This window comes from Streptomyces silvae, from assembly GCF_016745505.1.
Classification (GTDB): domain Bacteria; phylum Actinomycetota; class Actinomycetes; order Streptomycetales; family Streptomycetaceae; genus Streptomyces; species Streptomyces silvae.
This window is the reverse complement of record NZ_JAERUC010000042.1, coordinates 1-15,114: the sequence shown is the minus strand read 5'-3', so window position 1 is coordinate 15,114 and position 15,114 is coordinate 1. Positions and strand designations below refer to the sequence as shown.

General features: G+C 72.0%; 15 protein-coding genes. 10 read left to right on the top strand and 5 right to left on the bottom strand.

The window, feature by feature from the left end:
* Positions 1 to 79: 79 nt before the first annotated feature.
* On the bottom strand, positions 80 to 592 hold the full coding sequence (locus tag JKV81_RS06550) for an NUDIX domain-containing protein (RefSeq protein ID WP_129264854.1): 513 nt from the start codon (positions 590 to 592) through the stop codon (positions 80 to 82).
* Positions 593 to 682: 90 nt separating this feature from the next.
* Between JKV81_RS06550 and JKV81_RS06545 the strand changes: the two genes are divergently transcribed.
* Positions 683 to 1,228, top strand: coding sequence for a GNAT family N-acetyltransferase (locus tag JKV81_RS06545; RefSeq protein ID WP_129264855.1), 546 nt, complete (start codon positions 683 to 685; stop codon positions 1,226 to 1,228).
* Between the two features lie 481 nt (positions 1,229 to 1,709).
* On the opposite strand, the gene JKV81_RS06540 is transcribed toward JKV81_RS06545, so the two are convergent.
* A complete protein-coding gene (locus tag JKV81_RS06540) occupies positions 1,710 to 2,471 on the bottom strand; it encodes a phosphoglyceromutase (protein WP_129264856.1) in 762 nt (253 codons plus the stop codon).
* A 204-nt stretch (positions 2,472 to 2,675) separates the two neighbouring features.
* On the opposite strand from JKV81_RS06540, the gene JKV81_RS06535 reads away from it, so the two are divergent.
* Positions 2,676 to 4,001: an MDR family MFS transporter gene (locus JKV81_RS06535; protein WP_202075133.1), complete on the top strand. Its 1,326-nt coding sequence runs from the start codon at positions 2,676 to 2,678 to the stop codon at positions 3,999 to 4,001.
* A gap of 115 nt (positions 4,002 to 4,116) precedes the next feature.
* Here the strand turns inward: JKV81_RS06535 and JKV81_RS06530 are convergent, their stop codons facing one another.
* Together JKV81_RS06530 and phoU are read right to left on the bottom strand one after the other, a co-directional pair.
* A complete protein-coding gene (locus tag JKV81_RS06530) occupies positions 4,117 to 4,260 on the bottom strand; it encodes a hypothetical protein (RefSeq protein ID WP_164493608.1) in 144 nt (47 codons plus the stop codon).
* Positions 4,261 to 4,443: 183 nt separating this feature from the next.
* Positions 4,444 to 5,121 (bottom strand): phosphate signaling complex protein PhoU, encoded by a 678-nt coding sequence (gene phoU, locus JKV81_RS06525; RefSeq protein WP_129264858.1) that lies wholly within the window; start codon positions 5,119 to 5,121, stop codon positions 4,444 to 4,446.
* 245 nt (positions 5,122 to 5,366) lie between these two features.
* On the opposite strand from phoU, the gene phoR reads away from it, so the two are divergent.
* Both phoR and phoP read left to right on the top strand, forming a co-directional pair.
* A complete protein-coding gene (phoR, locus tag JKV81_RS06520; RefSeq protein ID WP_099174136.1) occupies positions 5,367 to 6,635 on the top strand; it encodes a two-component system sensor histidine kinase PhoR in 1,269 nt (422 codons plus the stop codon).
* A gap of 5 nt (positions 6,636 to 6,640) precedes the next feature.
* Positions 6,641 to 7,312 (top strand): two-component system response regulator PhoP, encoded by a 672-nt coding sequence (gene phoP / locus JKV81_RS06515; RefSeq protein WP_465250395.1) that lies wholly within the window; start codon positions 6,641 to 6,643, stop codon positions 7,310 to 7,312.
* Between the two features lie 129 nt (positions 7,313 to 7,441).
* Here phoP and JKV81_RS06510 read toward each other — a convergent pair whose 3' ends face one another.
* Entirely contained in the window at positions 7,442 to 8,125 is a 684-nt protein-coding gene (locus tag JKV81_RS06510; protein ID WP_202075132.1) for a DUF461 domain-containing protein, read from the bottom strand.
* 672 nt (positions 8,126 to 8,797) lie between these two features.
* Between JKV81_RS06510 and JKV81_RS06505 the strand changes: the two genes are divergently transcribed.
* From JKV81_RS06505 to JKV81_RS06480, 6 genes are all read left to right on the top strand, one after another.
* A complete protein-coding gene (locus JKV81_RS06505; protein WP_006380568.1) occupies positions 8,798 to 9,280 on the top strand; it encodes a CarD family transcriptional regulator in 483 nt (160 codons plus the stop codon).
* A 455-nt stretch (positions 9,281 to 9,735) separates the two neighbouring features.
* A complete protein-coding gene (gene ispD, locus JKV81_RS06500) occupies positions 9,736 to 10,500 on the top strand; it encodes a 2-C-methyl-D-erythritol 4-phosphate cytidylyltransferase (protein WP_124274013.1) in 765 nt (254 codons plus the stop codon).
* The gene (ispF, locus tag JKV81_RS06495; RefSeq protein WP_124274014.1) at positions 10,490 to 11,005 is read left to right on the top strand and encodes a 2-C-methyl-D-erythritol 2,4-cyclodiphosphate synthase; all 516 of its coding nucleotides are present in this window, start codon (positions 10,490 to 10,492) and stop codon (positions 11,003 to 11,005) included. Before ispD ends, ispF begins: the two co-directional genes overlap by 11 nt.
* A gap of 175 nt (positions 11,006 to 11,180) precedes the next feature.
* Positions 11,181 to 11,792, top strand: coding sequence for a GNAT family N-acetyltransferase (locus JKV81_RS06490; protein WP_372444083.1), 612 nt, complete (start codon positions 11,181 to 11,183; stop codon positions 11,790 to 11,792).
* Between the two features lie 27 nt (positions 11,793 to 11,819).
* The gene (locus JKV81_RS06485) at positions 11,820 to 13,334 is read left to right on the top strand and encodes an ABC transporter substrate-binding protein (protein ID WP_129264862.1); all 1,515 of its coding nucleotides are present in this window, start codon (positions 11,820 to 11,822) and stop codon (positions 13,332 to 13,334) included.
* Between the two features lie 4 nt (positions 13,335 to 13,338).
* Positions 13,339 to 15,051 carry an ABC transporter permease subunit gene (locus JKV81_RS06480; RefSeq protein WP_202075131.1) on the top strand — a complete coding sequence of 571 codons (1,713 nt, stop codon included), beginning with the start codon at positions 13,339 to 13,341 and terminating at the stop codon, positions 15,049 to 15,051.
* The last annotated feature ends 63 nt before the right edge of the window (positions 15,052 to 15,114 follow it).

The window sequence follows — 15,114 nt, the reverse complement described above, 5'->3', positions numbered from 1 at the left end:
CCCCGATCCCCTTGCTCTCCGCGCCCCGCCCGCCCGTGCCGCCGGGGGTGTGTACCTGGGTAACAGGCAGGTGTGGAGGTCACGTTAGCGGGTGCCCGGCCGGGCGGGGGACCGACTCCCTGCTGAGCCGGGCGAGGTGTACGTCGAGGAGCGCGACCCGGCCGGGAAGCGGCGATCTCAGGTCCCACCAACAGATCGCGGAGATCTCGTCGTTGGGCTCGAAGTCGCGCCGGCTGCGCGCATCACCGGCGAACAGGGCCCCGTACTCGCGCCGTTGGTCGGGCGCCAGGACGAACCCGGCATGGCCGACGAACCGCAGGACACCGTCCGGAACCTGCCCACTCTCCTCGAACAACTCGCGTACGGCCGTCTCCCGCGCGCTCTCCCCGGGCTCGATGCCTCCGCCGGGCAGCTCCCAGGACGCCCGGTACCGGTCGTGGACCATGAGCACACAGCCCCCGTGCCAGAGGGCCGCCAGCGCCACGGGAACGGGAGCGTCCCGGGGAGGCGAGTCCTCGCGCCCCGGCGTGAAGGAGACCAGGAGATTGCCACGGCTGTCGGCGGCGAGCGGCTCGGCGGCGTACTCGGTCATGCCGGAATTCTTCCCCCGCGCACGCCTCCCGGAACAACGGCCGTTCGGATGCCGGGCCTTACCGCCCCCGGCCGCGATAGGTTGCCCGCCATGACCGGACTCGGACCCGTCGCCTGGCCCCCCGCCCCGATACAGACCGACCGGCTCGTGCTCCGCGAGTCCGAGGCCCGGGACCGAGCGGCGTTCATCGACCTGTTCGCCTCCCCGGAGGTGGGCACCTACCTCGGCGGCCCCCGCCCGCGCGACGAACTGGAGCGCGCGGTGCCCGGGACACCGGGGAGACGCCCGGGCCTCTTCGTGGTCGAACGCGCCGGAGCGATGATCGGCACGGTCACCCTGGACCGCCGCGACGCTGAACGGACCACCGGAACAGCGGAGATCGGCTACATGTTCCTGCCGTCGTCCTGGGGCCAGGGCTACGCCACCGAGGCGTGCACGGCGGCACTGGCCTGGTTCACGGAAACGCTCCCGGGCGAACCGGTGACACTCTGCACCCAGACGGCCAACACCCGCTCACTGCACCTGGCGAGGAAGCTGGGCTTCACGGAGACGGAACGGTTCGAGGAGTACGGGGCGGAGCAGTGGCTGGGGGTGCGGGCGGCGGCTGACTCAGCGGCCAGGCACTCCCGCGAGTAGGCGGTGAGCAGGCGCGAGGGTCACTGCGTCGCGTCGCACGTTTCACAGCGGCTCACGGCCTCCCGCTGGATGTTGCCCTGGGTTGCTCGGAGTGGGCTGGAGGGCGCGAGGCGACGCCATGCCCCGGGGGAAGGGGAGAGCACCCAGCCGTAGCGGGGCGACCGGATGTCGGCCGGGATGATGTGTGTGCAGCCGGGCAGATGGGCCTTGCCACTGGCGTGGACGATGATCGCAGCCAACGGCCAGTCGTCCCATTCGCTGGTGGGAGTGCTGCCGCGGGGGGTGTGTGCAGCGCAGTCTGCGCAGTTGTGCATTTCATGGAGTTCGCAGTACTGCATGGCCCTCACCCTGCCAGGTTTCGAGCCGTTGCTCCGCGTTTGCCGCCGATGTCGTCGCACCCGGCGGTCCAGAGAAGGCCCGCGCACCGAAAAGCCCCCCGCCGCGCGGAGAAACCGCAGGCAGGGGGCTTCTCATGGGCGTGCTACTTCTTCTTGCCCTGGTTCTTCACGGCCTCGATCGCAGCCTTCGCCGCGTCCGGGTCGAGGTACGTGCCGCCCGGGTTCAGGGGGCGGAAGTCGGCGTCCAGTTCGTAGGAGAGCGGGATGCCGGTCGGGATGTTGAGGCCCGAGATGGCGTCGTCGGAGATGCCGTCCAGGTGCTTCACCAGGCCGCGGAGGCTGTTGCCGTGGGCGGCGACCAGGACGGTCTTGCCGTCGAGGAGGTCCGGGACGATGCCGTCGTACCAGTACGGCAGCATGCGCTCGACGACGTCCTTGAGGCACTCCGTGCGCGGGCGCAGCTCCGGCGGGATCGTCGCGTAGCGCGGGTCGGCGCTCTGCGAGAACTCCGTGCCGTCCTCGAGGGCCGGCGGCGGGGTGTCGTACGAGCGGCGCCAGAGCATGAACTGCTCCTCGCCGAACTCGGCGAGCGTCTGGGCCTTGTCCTTGCCCTGGAGGGCGCCGTAGTGACGCTCGTTCAGGCGCCAGGAGCGGTGCACGGGGATCCAGTGGCGGTCCGCGGCTTCCAGCCCGAGCTGGGCGGTGCGGATCGCGCGCTTCTGGAGGGAGGTGTGCACGACGTCGGGGAGCAGGCCGGCGTCCTTGAGCAGCTCACCGCCGCGGACCGCCTCCTTCTCGCCCTTGTCGGTGAGGTCTACGTCCACCCATCCGGTGAACAGGTTCTTCGCGTTCCATTCGCTCTCGCCGTGGCGGAGGAGGATCAGCTTGTACGGTGCGTCGGCCATGGGTCCGAGCGTAATCGAACCCGTGCGGCCTCCGCGCGCTCGCCCGAAGGGCGGACCGGGGGCGGGGCCGGGGCTCGACTGTTGACGGGCGGCGTCAATTGAGTGGCGGCCGGGGATTCCGCTTTCGTAAGGTTCGGACAGTCGCAGGGCCGCTTACAGGGCCGGCGTCCTGTCCGTACGAGCACGTCCCCGGGGGGAAGCCCTATGTCCGTCGCCGGTCTCAAGAAGGCGGCACACGAGACGGTCGCCGGTCTCCCCAGGGAGTTCTGGTGGCTGTGGACCAGCACGCTGGTCAACCGCCTCGGGGCGTTCGTCGCCACCTTCATGGCGCTCTACCTGACCCTGGACCGGGGCTACTCGGCCTCGTACGCCGGTCTCGTCGCCGCACTCCACGGGCTCGGCGGGGTCGTGTCGTCGCTCGGCGCCGGGGTGATGACCGACCGGCTGGGGCGCCGCCCCACCATGCTGATCGCGCAGCTCTCGACCGCCGTGTCCGTGGCCGTGCTCGGCTTCATGGTCCACCCCGTGGCGATCGCCGGTGTGGCGTTCGTCGTGGGCATGGCCAGCAACGCGTCCCGGCCGGCCGTGCAGGCGATGATGGCCGACATCGTCCGGCCCGAGGACCGGGTGCGGGCCTTCTCGCTCAACTACTGGGCCATCAACCTGGGCTTCGCCGTGTCGTCGGCCGGAGCCGGGTTCATCGCCGAGTACAGCTACCTGGCCGGCTTCATGGGGGAGGCGGCCCTGACGCTGCTCTGCGCGTTCGTCGTCTTCCTCAAGGTGCCGGAGTCCCGGCCGGAGGCTGCGCCCCGGGCCGCCGGTACCCCGCCGCAGGACGACGTGCGGCTGGTTACGGTCCTGCGCGACGGCCGCTACATGGGTGTCGTCGGGCTGTCGTTCCTGGTCGCGCTGATCTTCCAGCAGGGGTACGTGGGCCTGCCGGTGGCCATGGGCACGGACGGGCTGTCCGCCTCCGACTTCGGCACGGCCATCGCCGTCAACGGTGTGCTGATCGTGGCCCTGCAGATCCCCGTCACCCGGTTCATCCAGCACCGTGACCCGCGCCGGCTGCTGATCCTCTCGTCCATGCTCGCGGGCTACGGCTTCGGGCTGACCGCGTTCGCGGGATCGGTCGGGGTGTACGCCCTGACGGTGTGCGTCTGGACCCTGGCCGAGATCGTCAACGCGCCGACGCAGACGGGCATCGTCGTGCAGCTGTCACCGGCCCACGGCCGGGGCCGCTACCAGGGCATGTACACGATGTCCTGGTCGGTGGCGGCGCTCCTCGCCCCCCTGATGTCCGGCTTCGTGATCGACCACTACGGCGCCGCCTGGCTCTGGGGGACCTGCGCGGTCCTGGGCACGGTGGCCGCGGCCGGCTACTGGCTGCTGATGCGGAACCTGGACCTGCCGGAGCCCGTGGTCGCCGCCTCGCCCGTGCCGGAGGACCGGTCGGTTGCCGAGGGCCTGGCGGTCGCCGAGGGCCCGGTGGTCGCGGAGGGCCGGGTGGTCACCGAGGGTGCGGTCTGAGGAGCAGGGCCCCCGTGCGTCCACACAGCGGGCCCGGGGAGCGTGAGCGCGCGGCGCGGTGCCCCGCCACGGACGTGTGTCCGTCGCGGGGCACCGCCGCTGGGTCCGGCCGGCCTCAGCCGCCGCACTGGCAGGGCGCGCCGGCCTGGCAGCCGCATCCGCAGCCCGAGCCGCAGCCGCAGGCTCCCAGCAACGGCAGATGCACCACTTCGGTCGGGGTCTCCTGCTGCTGGGGTTCGGTCATGGGGGAATCGGCCATGGTCCCTCCTCAGGGCGTACGACTCGACGGCGTACGGCACATGCATGGGGCACACATGCCGACGGCGGGGACCGCAGGCATGCCGCGCCGCCCCCGCACCCATTGCATGCCCAGCCCGGAGGGCGCATCAACGGCGCACGAGTGCGGGAACGGATGTGCGACCGCCGTGACGGCCGCGCCCCCTTACGCCCCCTCCACCGGTGTCGCCGCCTGGATCTCGTCCGCGTGCTCACCCGTGACCAGGTAGACGACGCGCTTGGCGACCGAAACGGCGTGGTCGGCGAAGCGCTCGTAGTAGCGGCCGAGCAGGGTGACGTCGACCGCGGTCTCGATGCCGTGCTTCCAGCGGTCGTCCATCAGGTGCTGGAAGAGCGTGCGGTGCAGCAGGTCCATCTCGTCGTCGTCCTGCTCCAGCTGGAGCGCCAGGTCGACGTCCTTCGTGATGATCACCTCGGCGGCCTTCGCCATCAGCCGCTGGGCGAGCTGCCCCATCTCCAGGATGGTGGCGTGCAGGTCGTGCGGCACCGCCGAGTCGGGGAAGCGCAGCCGTGCCAGCTTGGCGACGTGCTGGGCGAGGTCGCCCGAGCGCTCCAGGTCGGCGCTCATCCGGAGCGAGGTGACCACGATCCGCAGATCGGTGGCGACCGGCTGCTGGCGGGCCAGCAGCGCGATGGCGCGGGCCTCCAGGTCGTGCTGGAGGTCGTCGACCTTCTGGTCGGCGGCGATCACGCTCTCGGCGAGCTTGAGATCGGCGTCGAGCATGGACGTCGTGGCCCGTCCGATCGCCGAGCCGACGAGCCGGGCCATCTCGACCAGGTCCTCGCCGATCGAGTCGAGTTCCTCGTGGTAGGCGTCGCGCATGGAAGTCCCTCTCCAGATCCTTGTGACCGGCCGGCAGCGGGGGCGGCGTCCCCCGTACGGCCGGGTTTGCTGAGGCCGGTGTCTTGGGTCCGGCCCCCACGCTGCCACGGTGCGGGGCCAACGCGTCGGGATCCGGCCGCCTAAGTGAACCGGCACTATCCCCTTGGTGAACTCTGGGCGACGAGTGTTCGAGATGGCACCCGGATGGCTGGGAGAGTGTCGGCGCGCCCGCATAACCTTGAGGCATGGACGTGAACGCGGCAGTCGCCGCAGCTGCCGCGATCGCCGGGTTGTGCACCGGTGTGATCGCGATGCTGGCGTTCCGCTGGAGCGAGCGCGAGCAGAAGCGGCCCACGCGTACGTCCCTGCGGCCCGACGGCAACGCCGCGCTGCCCCCGGGGGTGGACACGGTCCTCTCCGTGCTCAGCTCCTCCGCCGTGGTGCTCGACGAGAGCGACAGCGTCGTCAAGGCCAGCTCCGCCGCGTATGCGCTGGGCCTGGTCAGGGGCGGCCGTCTGGCGGTCGAGCCGATGCTCCACATGGCCCGGGACACCCGGCGTGACGGTGAGATACGACAGGTCGAGCTCGACCTCCCGCGCCGGGGTACGGGCCGGGGTGAGGCGCTCGCCGTCTCGGCCCGGGTCGCCCCGCTGGGCTCACGCCTGGTCCTCCTGCTGGTCGAGGACCTCACGGAGGCCCGGCGCATCGAAGCGGTGCGGCGCGACTTCGTCGCCAACGTCAGCCATGAGCTCAAGACGCCGGTCGGAGCGCTCTCCCTGCTCTCCGAGGCCGTCATGGACGCCTCCGACGACCCGGAGGCGGTGCAGCGGTTCGCCGGCCGCATGGAGATCGAGGCGACCCGGCTGACCAACCTCGTGCAGGAGCTCATCGACCTCTCCCGGGTGCAGAACGACGACCCGCTCGAGGACGCCGAGCCCGTACGGGTGGAGGAGCTGGTCGTCGAGGCCGTCGACCGGTGCCGCCAGCAGGCCGGTTCGAAGCAGATCACCATGGCCTCCGGCGGCACCGCGGACCTCTTCGTGTGGGGCAACCGGAGCCAGCTGGCGGCCGCCCTCGGCAATCTCGTGGAGAATGCCGTCAACTACAGCCCCGCCCGCACCCGCGTCGGCATCGCCGCCCGGAAGCTGGCCGCGCCCGGCGGGGATCTGATCGAGATAGCCGTGACCGACCAGGGCATCGGCATCTCCGAGAAGGACCGCGAGCGTGTCTTCGAGCGGTTCTACCGCGTCGACCCGGCCCGTTCACGGGCCACCGGTGGCACCGGTCTCGGCCTCGCCATCGTCAAGCATGTGGCCGCCTCGCACGGCGGGGAGGTCACCGTATGGAGCTCGGAGGGACAGGGCTCCACGTTCACCCTGCGACTGCCGGAGTCCGGCGTCGTGAGGGGTCGTACCACCGGCGGATCCCTCGTCGTCAACGGTGCTGTTGACCACGACGGGCCGTACGAGACCGATTCTTTTGACACATTTCCTGCCCCGGAGGCCCTTCCGTGACCCGAGTGCTTGTCGTCGAGGATGAGGAATCCTTCAGCGACGCCCTGTCCTACATGCTCCGCAAGGAAGGCTTCGAGGTGGCCATCGCGGCCACCGGCCCGGAGGGCCTCGACGAGTTCGAGCGCAACGGTGCCGACCTCGTGCTGCTCGACCTGATGCTCCCGGGCCTGCCCGGTACGGAGGTCTGCCGGCAGCTGCGTGTCCGGTCCAACGTCCCGGTGATCATGGTCACCGCCAAGGACAGCGAGATCGACAAGGTCGTCGGCCTGGAAATAGGAGCCGACGACTATGTGACCAAGCCCTTCTCCTCGCGGGAGCTGGTGGCCCGCATCCGCGCGGTCCTGCGCCGCCGCGGCGAGCCGGAGGAGGTCACCCCGGCGGCCCTGGAGGCCGGGCCGGTCCGGATGGACGTGGACCGCCACGTCGTCACGGTCTCCGGCGGCAAGGTCGACCTCCCGCTGAAGGAGTTCGACCTCCTGGAGATGCTCCTGCGCAACGCGGGGCGCGTCCTGACACGCATGCAGCTGATCGACCGGGTCTGGGGCGCCGACTACGTGGGCGACACCAAGACCCTGGACGTCCACGTCAAGCGGCTCCGCGCCAAGATCGAGCCCGACCCGGGGGCGCCGCGCTACCTGGTGACGGTGCGGGGCCTCGGCTACAAGTTCGAGCCGTAAACCGCAGCGGCGCGCGGCGGGACGAAGCCCGCGGAGCGCGCGCCATGCGCTGAGTACGTGCGTAAGGGGGCGCCTCCGCGGGAGGTGCCCCCTTACGCGCTGCACGCGTGCGGTCAGATGCGTGGCGGGTCAGTGCGTGGCGGCTTCGTCGTCCGCCGTGCCGGCCGCGCCGTCGGTCGCCGAGCCGTCGGTCGCCGTGCCGTCGGCCTGGCTTCCGGCCTGGCCCTCGGACGCCTCGCCCGTCGCCTCGGAGCCGGTCTCAGAGGCCGAGGGGGTGGGCGAGGGCTTCGGGGACGGTGCGGTGCTCGGGCCGAACTTCTCGAAGAAGCTGGTCGCCGGGACGATGGCGGCGCCGAGCTCGATGTCGCCGGTCTCGCTGAGCGTGAAGGCGACGTTCTGCACGTTGCCGTCCGCGCCCGCCTGGCGGCCGTTCTCGATGACGGCCGAGGCGTTGTTCTTCCCGCCGATGATGAGCCGTCCGCCGGCCGGGACCACGACCGGGCCCTTGCCCTTGGCGGGCTTGAGCTCCACGGTGGCGTTGGTGCCCGGCAGGGTGACCTTCTCCACGACCTCGCGCTTCGGGCCGTCGTTGAACAGGGTGGCGGCGATGACCGCCGGGCCCTCGGTCTCCGGGTCGGGCTGCGTGATGATGTTCAGGTTCTGGATCTTGATGGAGTCGACAGCGGTGGCTGCGTTGTCCGGCCTGACCTGAAGCGTCTGCGCGTTGTTGCCGGCAGCGCACGCGGACAGCGTGGCGATCGAGAACACGAGGGCAGTGGCGGCGAAGGCGCCGTGTCGAAGGCTGCGGCTCACGGCGGCGGCAACTCCTTGAACGTTCGGACTGCGGACTTCGGACTCTGCGGACAGGAAGGCCGAGCGGCCGTAAAGCCGCCCTAAGTGTGTGTCAGCGGGCTCAGGTTACCGAGCCGTCGTCCCGGGCCCGCACCCGACCCGCCCCTGGGGGCTCCCGACCTGTGGGGCCGGTGGGTGAGCCCGGTGTCCCCGGGGACGGCGCCGGACCTCCCCGGCCACGCCGCGGCCGTCTCCCGCGCTGTGAGGATTCGCACGGCGTTCACAAAACGCGGTAACGCGGCTGAGCAGTGCGATGATCGATTTCCGGGCGGTGGCGCATTTCCCGTGCATAATCCACGCGGCCCCGGGCCGTTGATCAATTTCATTGACCACGGACGCTAAGAGCCGTACGGGTGATCGAGGTCCGAACGGAGTACGGAAAGTTCACCATCCAGAAACCGGCAAAACGGGACGTTCAGCCCCTTCTTGAGGACTTCCGACGCCTGTGACGGGTGTGTTTCGGCTCGGTCGTACGCCCGCTCCGACCTGCGAATATCGTCTTCCGGAAGGCTCGCGCAGCACGTTCGTGGCGCAGTTGTCAAGCCCCGAGATATGCCCTGACCTGCGAAAACGCCATTCAGGAGAAGCCGTTCTCGTGTTACTCTGGATAGCCACGGAAGGGGTACCTGTCACATGACGTTCAAGGTTGGCGACACCGTGGTCTATCCCCATCACGGGGCCGCGCTGATCGAGGCTATCGAAACTCGCCAGATCAAAGGCGTGGACAAGACCTACTTGGTGCTCAAGGTCGCCCAGGGCGACTTGACGGTTCGTGTACCGGCGGACAATGCGGAGTTCGTCGGTGTGCGTGACGTGGTCGGGCAGGAAGGGCTGGACCGGGTCTTCGAGGTGCTGCGCGCGCCGTACGCCGAAGAGCCGACGAACTGGTCCCGACGCTACAAGGCAAATCTCGAGAAGCTCGCCTCCGGCGATGTCATCAAGGTCGCCGAAGTAGTGCGCGACCTGTGGCGTCGCGAGCGCGAGCGTGGACTCTCCGCAGGTGAGAAGCGCATGCTCGCCAAGGCCCGCCAGATCCTGGTGAGCGAGCTCGCTCTCGCGGAGAACACGAACGAGGACAAGGCCGAGGCACTGCTCGACGAGGTCCTCGCGTCCTGAAGCCGGACGGCAACCGGTGATCTCGACGTCACCGGTCGTCGGACGACGCCGGTGACCGGATGACACCGGCGCCCACCGGACCGGTATCGAAGAAAATGTGCCGCGGTGCCCGCTGACCAGCCGTCTTCACGGCGAGTCGTCGGGCGCTGCGGCATGTTCGGTCCCAGGACCATGTTCGAGCCCGGGACCATGTCCGGACCCGGGACAGGGTTCACCCGGGAAACCCGTCCGGATCACGTGAATCCGGTCGGAAAGCTGCCGACGCGCCGCGTGCCGTCCCCTTCGGCATCCTCCACCGGTCCTCGCCGGCGATCGGCCGCCCGGGGGTCACGGAAGGGTCCCGGTCGGGCCGAGGCGCAGCGCCCGGCTGTTCCCCGGCCTACGGTCGGGGCACGCCCAGGCCATACCCATGTCGGCCGTGGAAACAAACCTGCCGAAGCTTCGGAGTGCAACCGATGTCACCGATGTCACCGACGCCTGCTGAACCGAGCCCCTCCCGCACCGCAGCGGTGATCCCCGCGGCGGGCCGCGGCGTCCGGCTCGGCCCCGGTACCCCGAAGGCGCTGCGCGCGCTCGGCGGTACCCCGATGCTCATCCACGCCGTACGGGCCATGGCCGCGTCCCGCGCCGTCACCCTCGTCGTCGTGGTCGCGCCGCCGGACGGCGCGCCCGAGGTGAAGAACCTCATCGACGGGCACGCGCTGCCCGAGCACACCGACTACGTCGTCGTCCCAGGCGGTGCGACACGCCAGGAGTCAGTGAAGCTGGGCCTCGACGCCCTGCCGGACGACGTCTCCGTCGTACTCGTCCATGACGCGGCCCGGCCCCTGGTGCCGGTCGACACCGTGGACGCCGTCATCGAGGCCGTACGGGACGGGGCCCCGGCCGTGGTTCCCGCGCTTCCCCTCGCCGACACCGTCAAGGAGGTCGAGCCGGGTGAGCCGGGCGCGCCGGAGCCGGTCCTGTCGACGCCCGTACGGGCGCGGCTGCGGGCCGTGCAGACGCCCCAGGGCTTCGACCGGCACACCCTCGTCAAGGCGCACACGAGCGTCGCCGTCGACGGCGAGGGCGCGACCGACGACGCGGGCATGGTCGAGCAGCTGGGCTCCCAGGTCGTCGTCGTACCGGGGCACGAGGAAGCGTTCAAGGTGACCCGGCCGCTGGACCTGGTCCTGGCCGAGGCCGTTCTCGCACGCCGGAGGGCGAACGATGGATTCTGAGACAGTGACGCGGCAGACGGCCCCCCTGATCCCGCGCGTGGGCATCGGGACCGACATCCACGCCTTCGAGGAGGGCCGCGAGCTCTGGTGCGCGGGCCTGCTGTGGGAGGGCGAGGGCCCCGGTCTCGCCGGGCACTCCGATGCCGACGTCGTGGCGCACGCCGCCTGCAACGCCCTCTTCTCGGCCGCCGGGCTCGGTGACCTGGGGCAGCACTTCGGCACCGGCCGGCCCGAGTGGTCGGGTGCGTCCGGCGTCACCCTGCTGACCGAGGCCGCCCGGATCGTGCGCGCCGAGGGCTTCGGGATCGGCAATGTCGCCGTGCAGGTCGTCGGTCTCCGGCCGAAGATCGGCAAGCGGCGCGACGAGGCGCAGAAGGTGCTGTCCGAGGCGGTCGGCGCGCCCGTGTCGCTCTCCGCCGCGACCTCCGACGGCCTCGGGTTCACCGGCCGGGGCGAGGGCATCGCGGGCATCGCGACCGCCCTGGTCTACCGCGCCGAAGGCTGAGCCGCGGGGCCCCGGCGTCCTGGGCTCCTTGCCCGGACGGGGCCCCTGTCCAGGCGGGACCCCGCCCGGACAGCGACTGACCTCCGGAACCCCGCCCGGCTTATTGCACATCGCTTGCACGTACGCTGGTACGGCAAGTGATGTGCCGTACGGCCGAGAGCGAGGGTGAGCGTCAGTGGTGAGCGCGACCGCCGGTGCGACGAGGATGCCGGACGCGCCGGCCGGAGCGGACGGGTACGTCCTGCGGACCGCCACCGCGCAGGACGTCGGCGGCGCCCGTGCCGTGATGCTGGACACCGTCTACCACGACCTGCGCTCGGGCTACGTACCCCGCTGGCACGCCGACATCATCGACCTCGAGGGCGCCTATCTGCTCCCCGAGCGCTGCACCCTCCTGGTCGTCGTGCGCGGGGACGAGGTCGTGGCGACGGGTGCGGTGCGGGACCGGGGGCCTCAGGCGCCGCCCAACCCGCAGTGGGTCGCGGACCGCTTCCCCTCCGGGTCGACGGCCCAGCTGTGCCGGATCTACGTACGGCCCGAGCACCGCAGGCACGGTCTGGCCCGCAGGCTGGTGCGCGAACTCGGCGACTTCGCCGCGCGGGCCGGCGGCTACACCTCGCTCTACCTGCACACCGATCCGGCCGTGCCGGGCGCCGAGCCGTTCTGGCGGTCGCTCGCCCAAGAGGTCTGCGACGAGCGCACGCTGCCGGACGGCGGTCAGGGCATCGTCCACTTCGAGCTGCCGATGCCCGCTCCCCGGGACCTCGCCGCCCCTCACATCAGATGATAATCGTTTCCATATAGGGTCTCCGTCATGCCTACGTCCCGAAGCCGCCGCTCCCCGCTGCGTGCCGTCGCCGCCACCGCCGCACTGCTGCTCCCGCTCGCCGCGTGTTCGTCCTCGGGCGAGTCCGGCGGCTCCGGCGACCAGCGGCTCAGGGTCGTCATGGCCTTCCCGCCCGCCCAGGCCATGTCGCCGTACGGGGACGACGCGGTCACCCTCAGCCGGCTCGCCGTCGTCGAGGGCCTCACCACGCTGGACAGGAACGGCGCCGCCAAGCCGTCGCTCGCCGCGTCCTGGAAGCAGGACAACCCCACCACCTGGACGTTCACCCTCCGCGACGCCGTCTTCCAGGACGGCGCGAAGGTCGACCCCGAGGCCGTCGTCCGGTCCCTCACCGCCGCGGGCAAGGCGTCCCCGCTGCCCCGGGTGCTGTCCGACACCACCCTGAAGGCGACCGCCACGGGAGCGAGGACCGTACGGATCGTCACCGGGGAGGCCGACCCGCTGCTCCCGCAACGGCTCGCCAACCCGTCCCTCGCGATCCTGTCCGCCCCCGCCTACCAGGGCGGCAAGGTGAACCCCGCCGGGCACGCCACCGGACCGTTCACCCTCACCGACGTCAAGGGCGCGGTCGCCGCCACCCTCGAACGCAACGCCGACTACTGGGGCGACACGGCGAAGGCCCCGGGCGTCGACGTCACCTTCGCCGCGGACGGCACCGCCCGCGCCAACGCGCTGCGCACGAAGGCCGTCGACGTCGCCGAGTACGTACCGATCGCACAGGCCTCCCTGCTCGGCGACGCGTACGTCCACGAGTTCCCCTCCGCCCGGACCAACGGCCTCTCGCTCAACACGGAACGCGGAGTCTTCGCCGACCCCGCCCTGCGCGCCGCCGCCCGCGAGGCCATCGACTCCAAGGCGCTGGTCGACGGCGTGTACGAGGGACGGGCCGACACCGCCCAGGGGCTCCTCGGCCCCGGCATCCCCTGGGCCGCCGGCCAGCGCACCGCGCCCACCGGACGCACCCCGGCGGCGAGCCGCGCCGAAGTCGCGAAGACGAAGGAGATCGTCCTCGCCACCTACACCAACCGGCCCGAGCTCCCCGAGGTCGCCACGCTCGTCCAGCAGCAGCTGGAGAAGCGCGGATTCACCGTCAAGCAGGTCGTCCGCGACTACGCGCAGATGGAGGCCGACGCGCTCGCCGGGAAGTACGACGCGTTCATCCAGGCCCGCAACACCCTGCTGGACACCGCCGACCCCGTCTCCTACCTCGCCTCCGACTTCACCTGCGACGGCAGCTTCAACATCTCCCAGCTGTGCGACAAGAAGGTCGACACGGCGGTTGCCAAGGCCGCCTCGCTCACCGGCACCGACGCCCGCCACAACGCCGAGATGACCGCCGAGGCAGCCGTCCTCGGCGCTGACGCCCTCGTCCCGCTCGTCCACGAGCGCTTCGTCCAGGGCTACGACGACGCCCGCGTCGAAGGCGTCGCACTCGACCCGATGGAACGCACCCTCATCACCGCCGACACCCACGTCGGGTGACCGCGTGAAGTACCTGGCCGGACGGCTCGGCGCGCTTCTGGCCGTCGTCGCCGTCATCGGCCTGCTGCCCAGGCTGACCCGCACCGACCCGGCGCTGACCGTCCTGCACGCCCGCTACGCGGACCGTCCGCCCACACCGGCCGTGCTCGACGCCATCCGTGCCGAGACCGGACTCGACGGCGGACCGCTGCATGTCCTCGGCGGCTGGGCGTCCGGACTGCTCCACGGCGACCTGGGGGAGTCCTGGGTCTCCGGGCAGCCCGTCGGCCCCGACGTGACCTCCGCCCTCGGCGTCTCCCTCACCCTCATGGGCACCTCGCTCGCCGTCGCCGTCCTCCTGGCGCTCGCCCTCGCCGCCGGAACACTCCGCAGGGGCGCCCGCCGGACGCTCGTCACCACCCGGGCCGGCGTCGGCGCGGCCGTGCTCGCCGCACTGCCGGAATTCCTCCTCGCCGCGGTCCTGGCCACCGTCCTCGCCGTACAACTGGGCTGGTTCCCCGCCCTCGGCTGGGGCGGGCCCGAGCAGCTCGTGCTGCCCGCCCTCGCCATGGGCGTCCCCGCCGGCGCGCTCCTCGGACGGCTGCTCGACGACGCCCTGCCCGCCGCCTTCGCCGAACCCTGGGCGCGCGCCGCCACCGCCCACGGGATGCCCGCCCGCCGGATCGCCGGCGGAGCCCTGCGCCGCACCCTGCCCGCACTGCTGCCCCAGCTCGGCCTCGTCGTCGTCGGGCTCACCGGCGGCGCGGTCGCCGTCGAGACGCTCTACGCCATACCAGGGCTCGGCGGTACGGCGCTGGCCGCCGCCCTGGCCCAGGACCTGCCCGTCCTCCAGGCCTGCGTGCTCCTCCTGCTCCTCCTGGGCGTCGCCGCCGGACTCACCGCCCGCCTCGCCTCCCGGGCCCTCCTCGGCCCCGCACGGGCCGACGGCGCCCTCCCGCCGCTCGTCGCCCCGCCCCTCCCCACCCGCCGCACCGTGGCCGCCGGGGCGCTGGTCCTGGCCGCCCTCCTCGCCGCCGTCGTCGTCACCGGCCTCCTGCGCGACCCCCTGTACGCCGACACCGCCGCCCGCCTCGCGACCCCCTCCGCCGCCCATCCGCTGGGCACCGACTCCCTGGGCCGCGACCTCCTCGCCCGCCTCGGCCACGGGGCGGCCAGGACCGTACTCACCGCCGTCGCCGTCGGCGCCGTCACCCTCCTCCTCGGCCTGCTCGCCGGAGCCGCCCGCGCGGGTGCCCTCACCGAGACCGCCAACGCCCTGCCCGCCGTCCTGGCCGGCCTCGTCGTCGCGGGCATCGTGGGCCCCGGCCCCTGGGGCGCCGCCGCGGCCGTCGCCGCCGTCGCCTGGGCCCCCCTCGCCGCCCACACCTCCGCGCTGTACGCCCAGGAACGCGCCGCCCCGCACATCGCCGTCGCCCGCGCCCTCGGAGCCGGACGGTGGCACCGGCTGCGCCGCCACATCCTGCCGGGCGTCCTCCCGCCCGTCGTACGCCACGCCGTCCTGCGCATCCCCGCCATCGCCCTGGCCCTCGCCTCCCTCGGCTTCCTCGGCCTCGGCACACCGGCCCCCGCGCCCGAGTGGGGCCGCATGCTCTCCGAGAACATGCCCTACGCCGAACGCGCCCCCTGGGCCGTCCTCGCCCCCGCCGCGGGCCTCGCCGCCCTCGGCGCGCTCGCGGTGCTGACCTCGGCCGCCGTACGCGGCCGTGGGCGCCGATGAGGACGGCCACCGGGACCACGCCCGTACGCAGCCGGGGGCGCCGATGACGACGGCCGCCGGGAC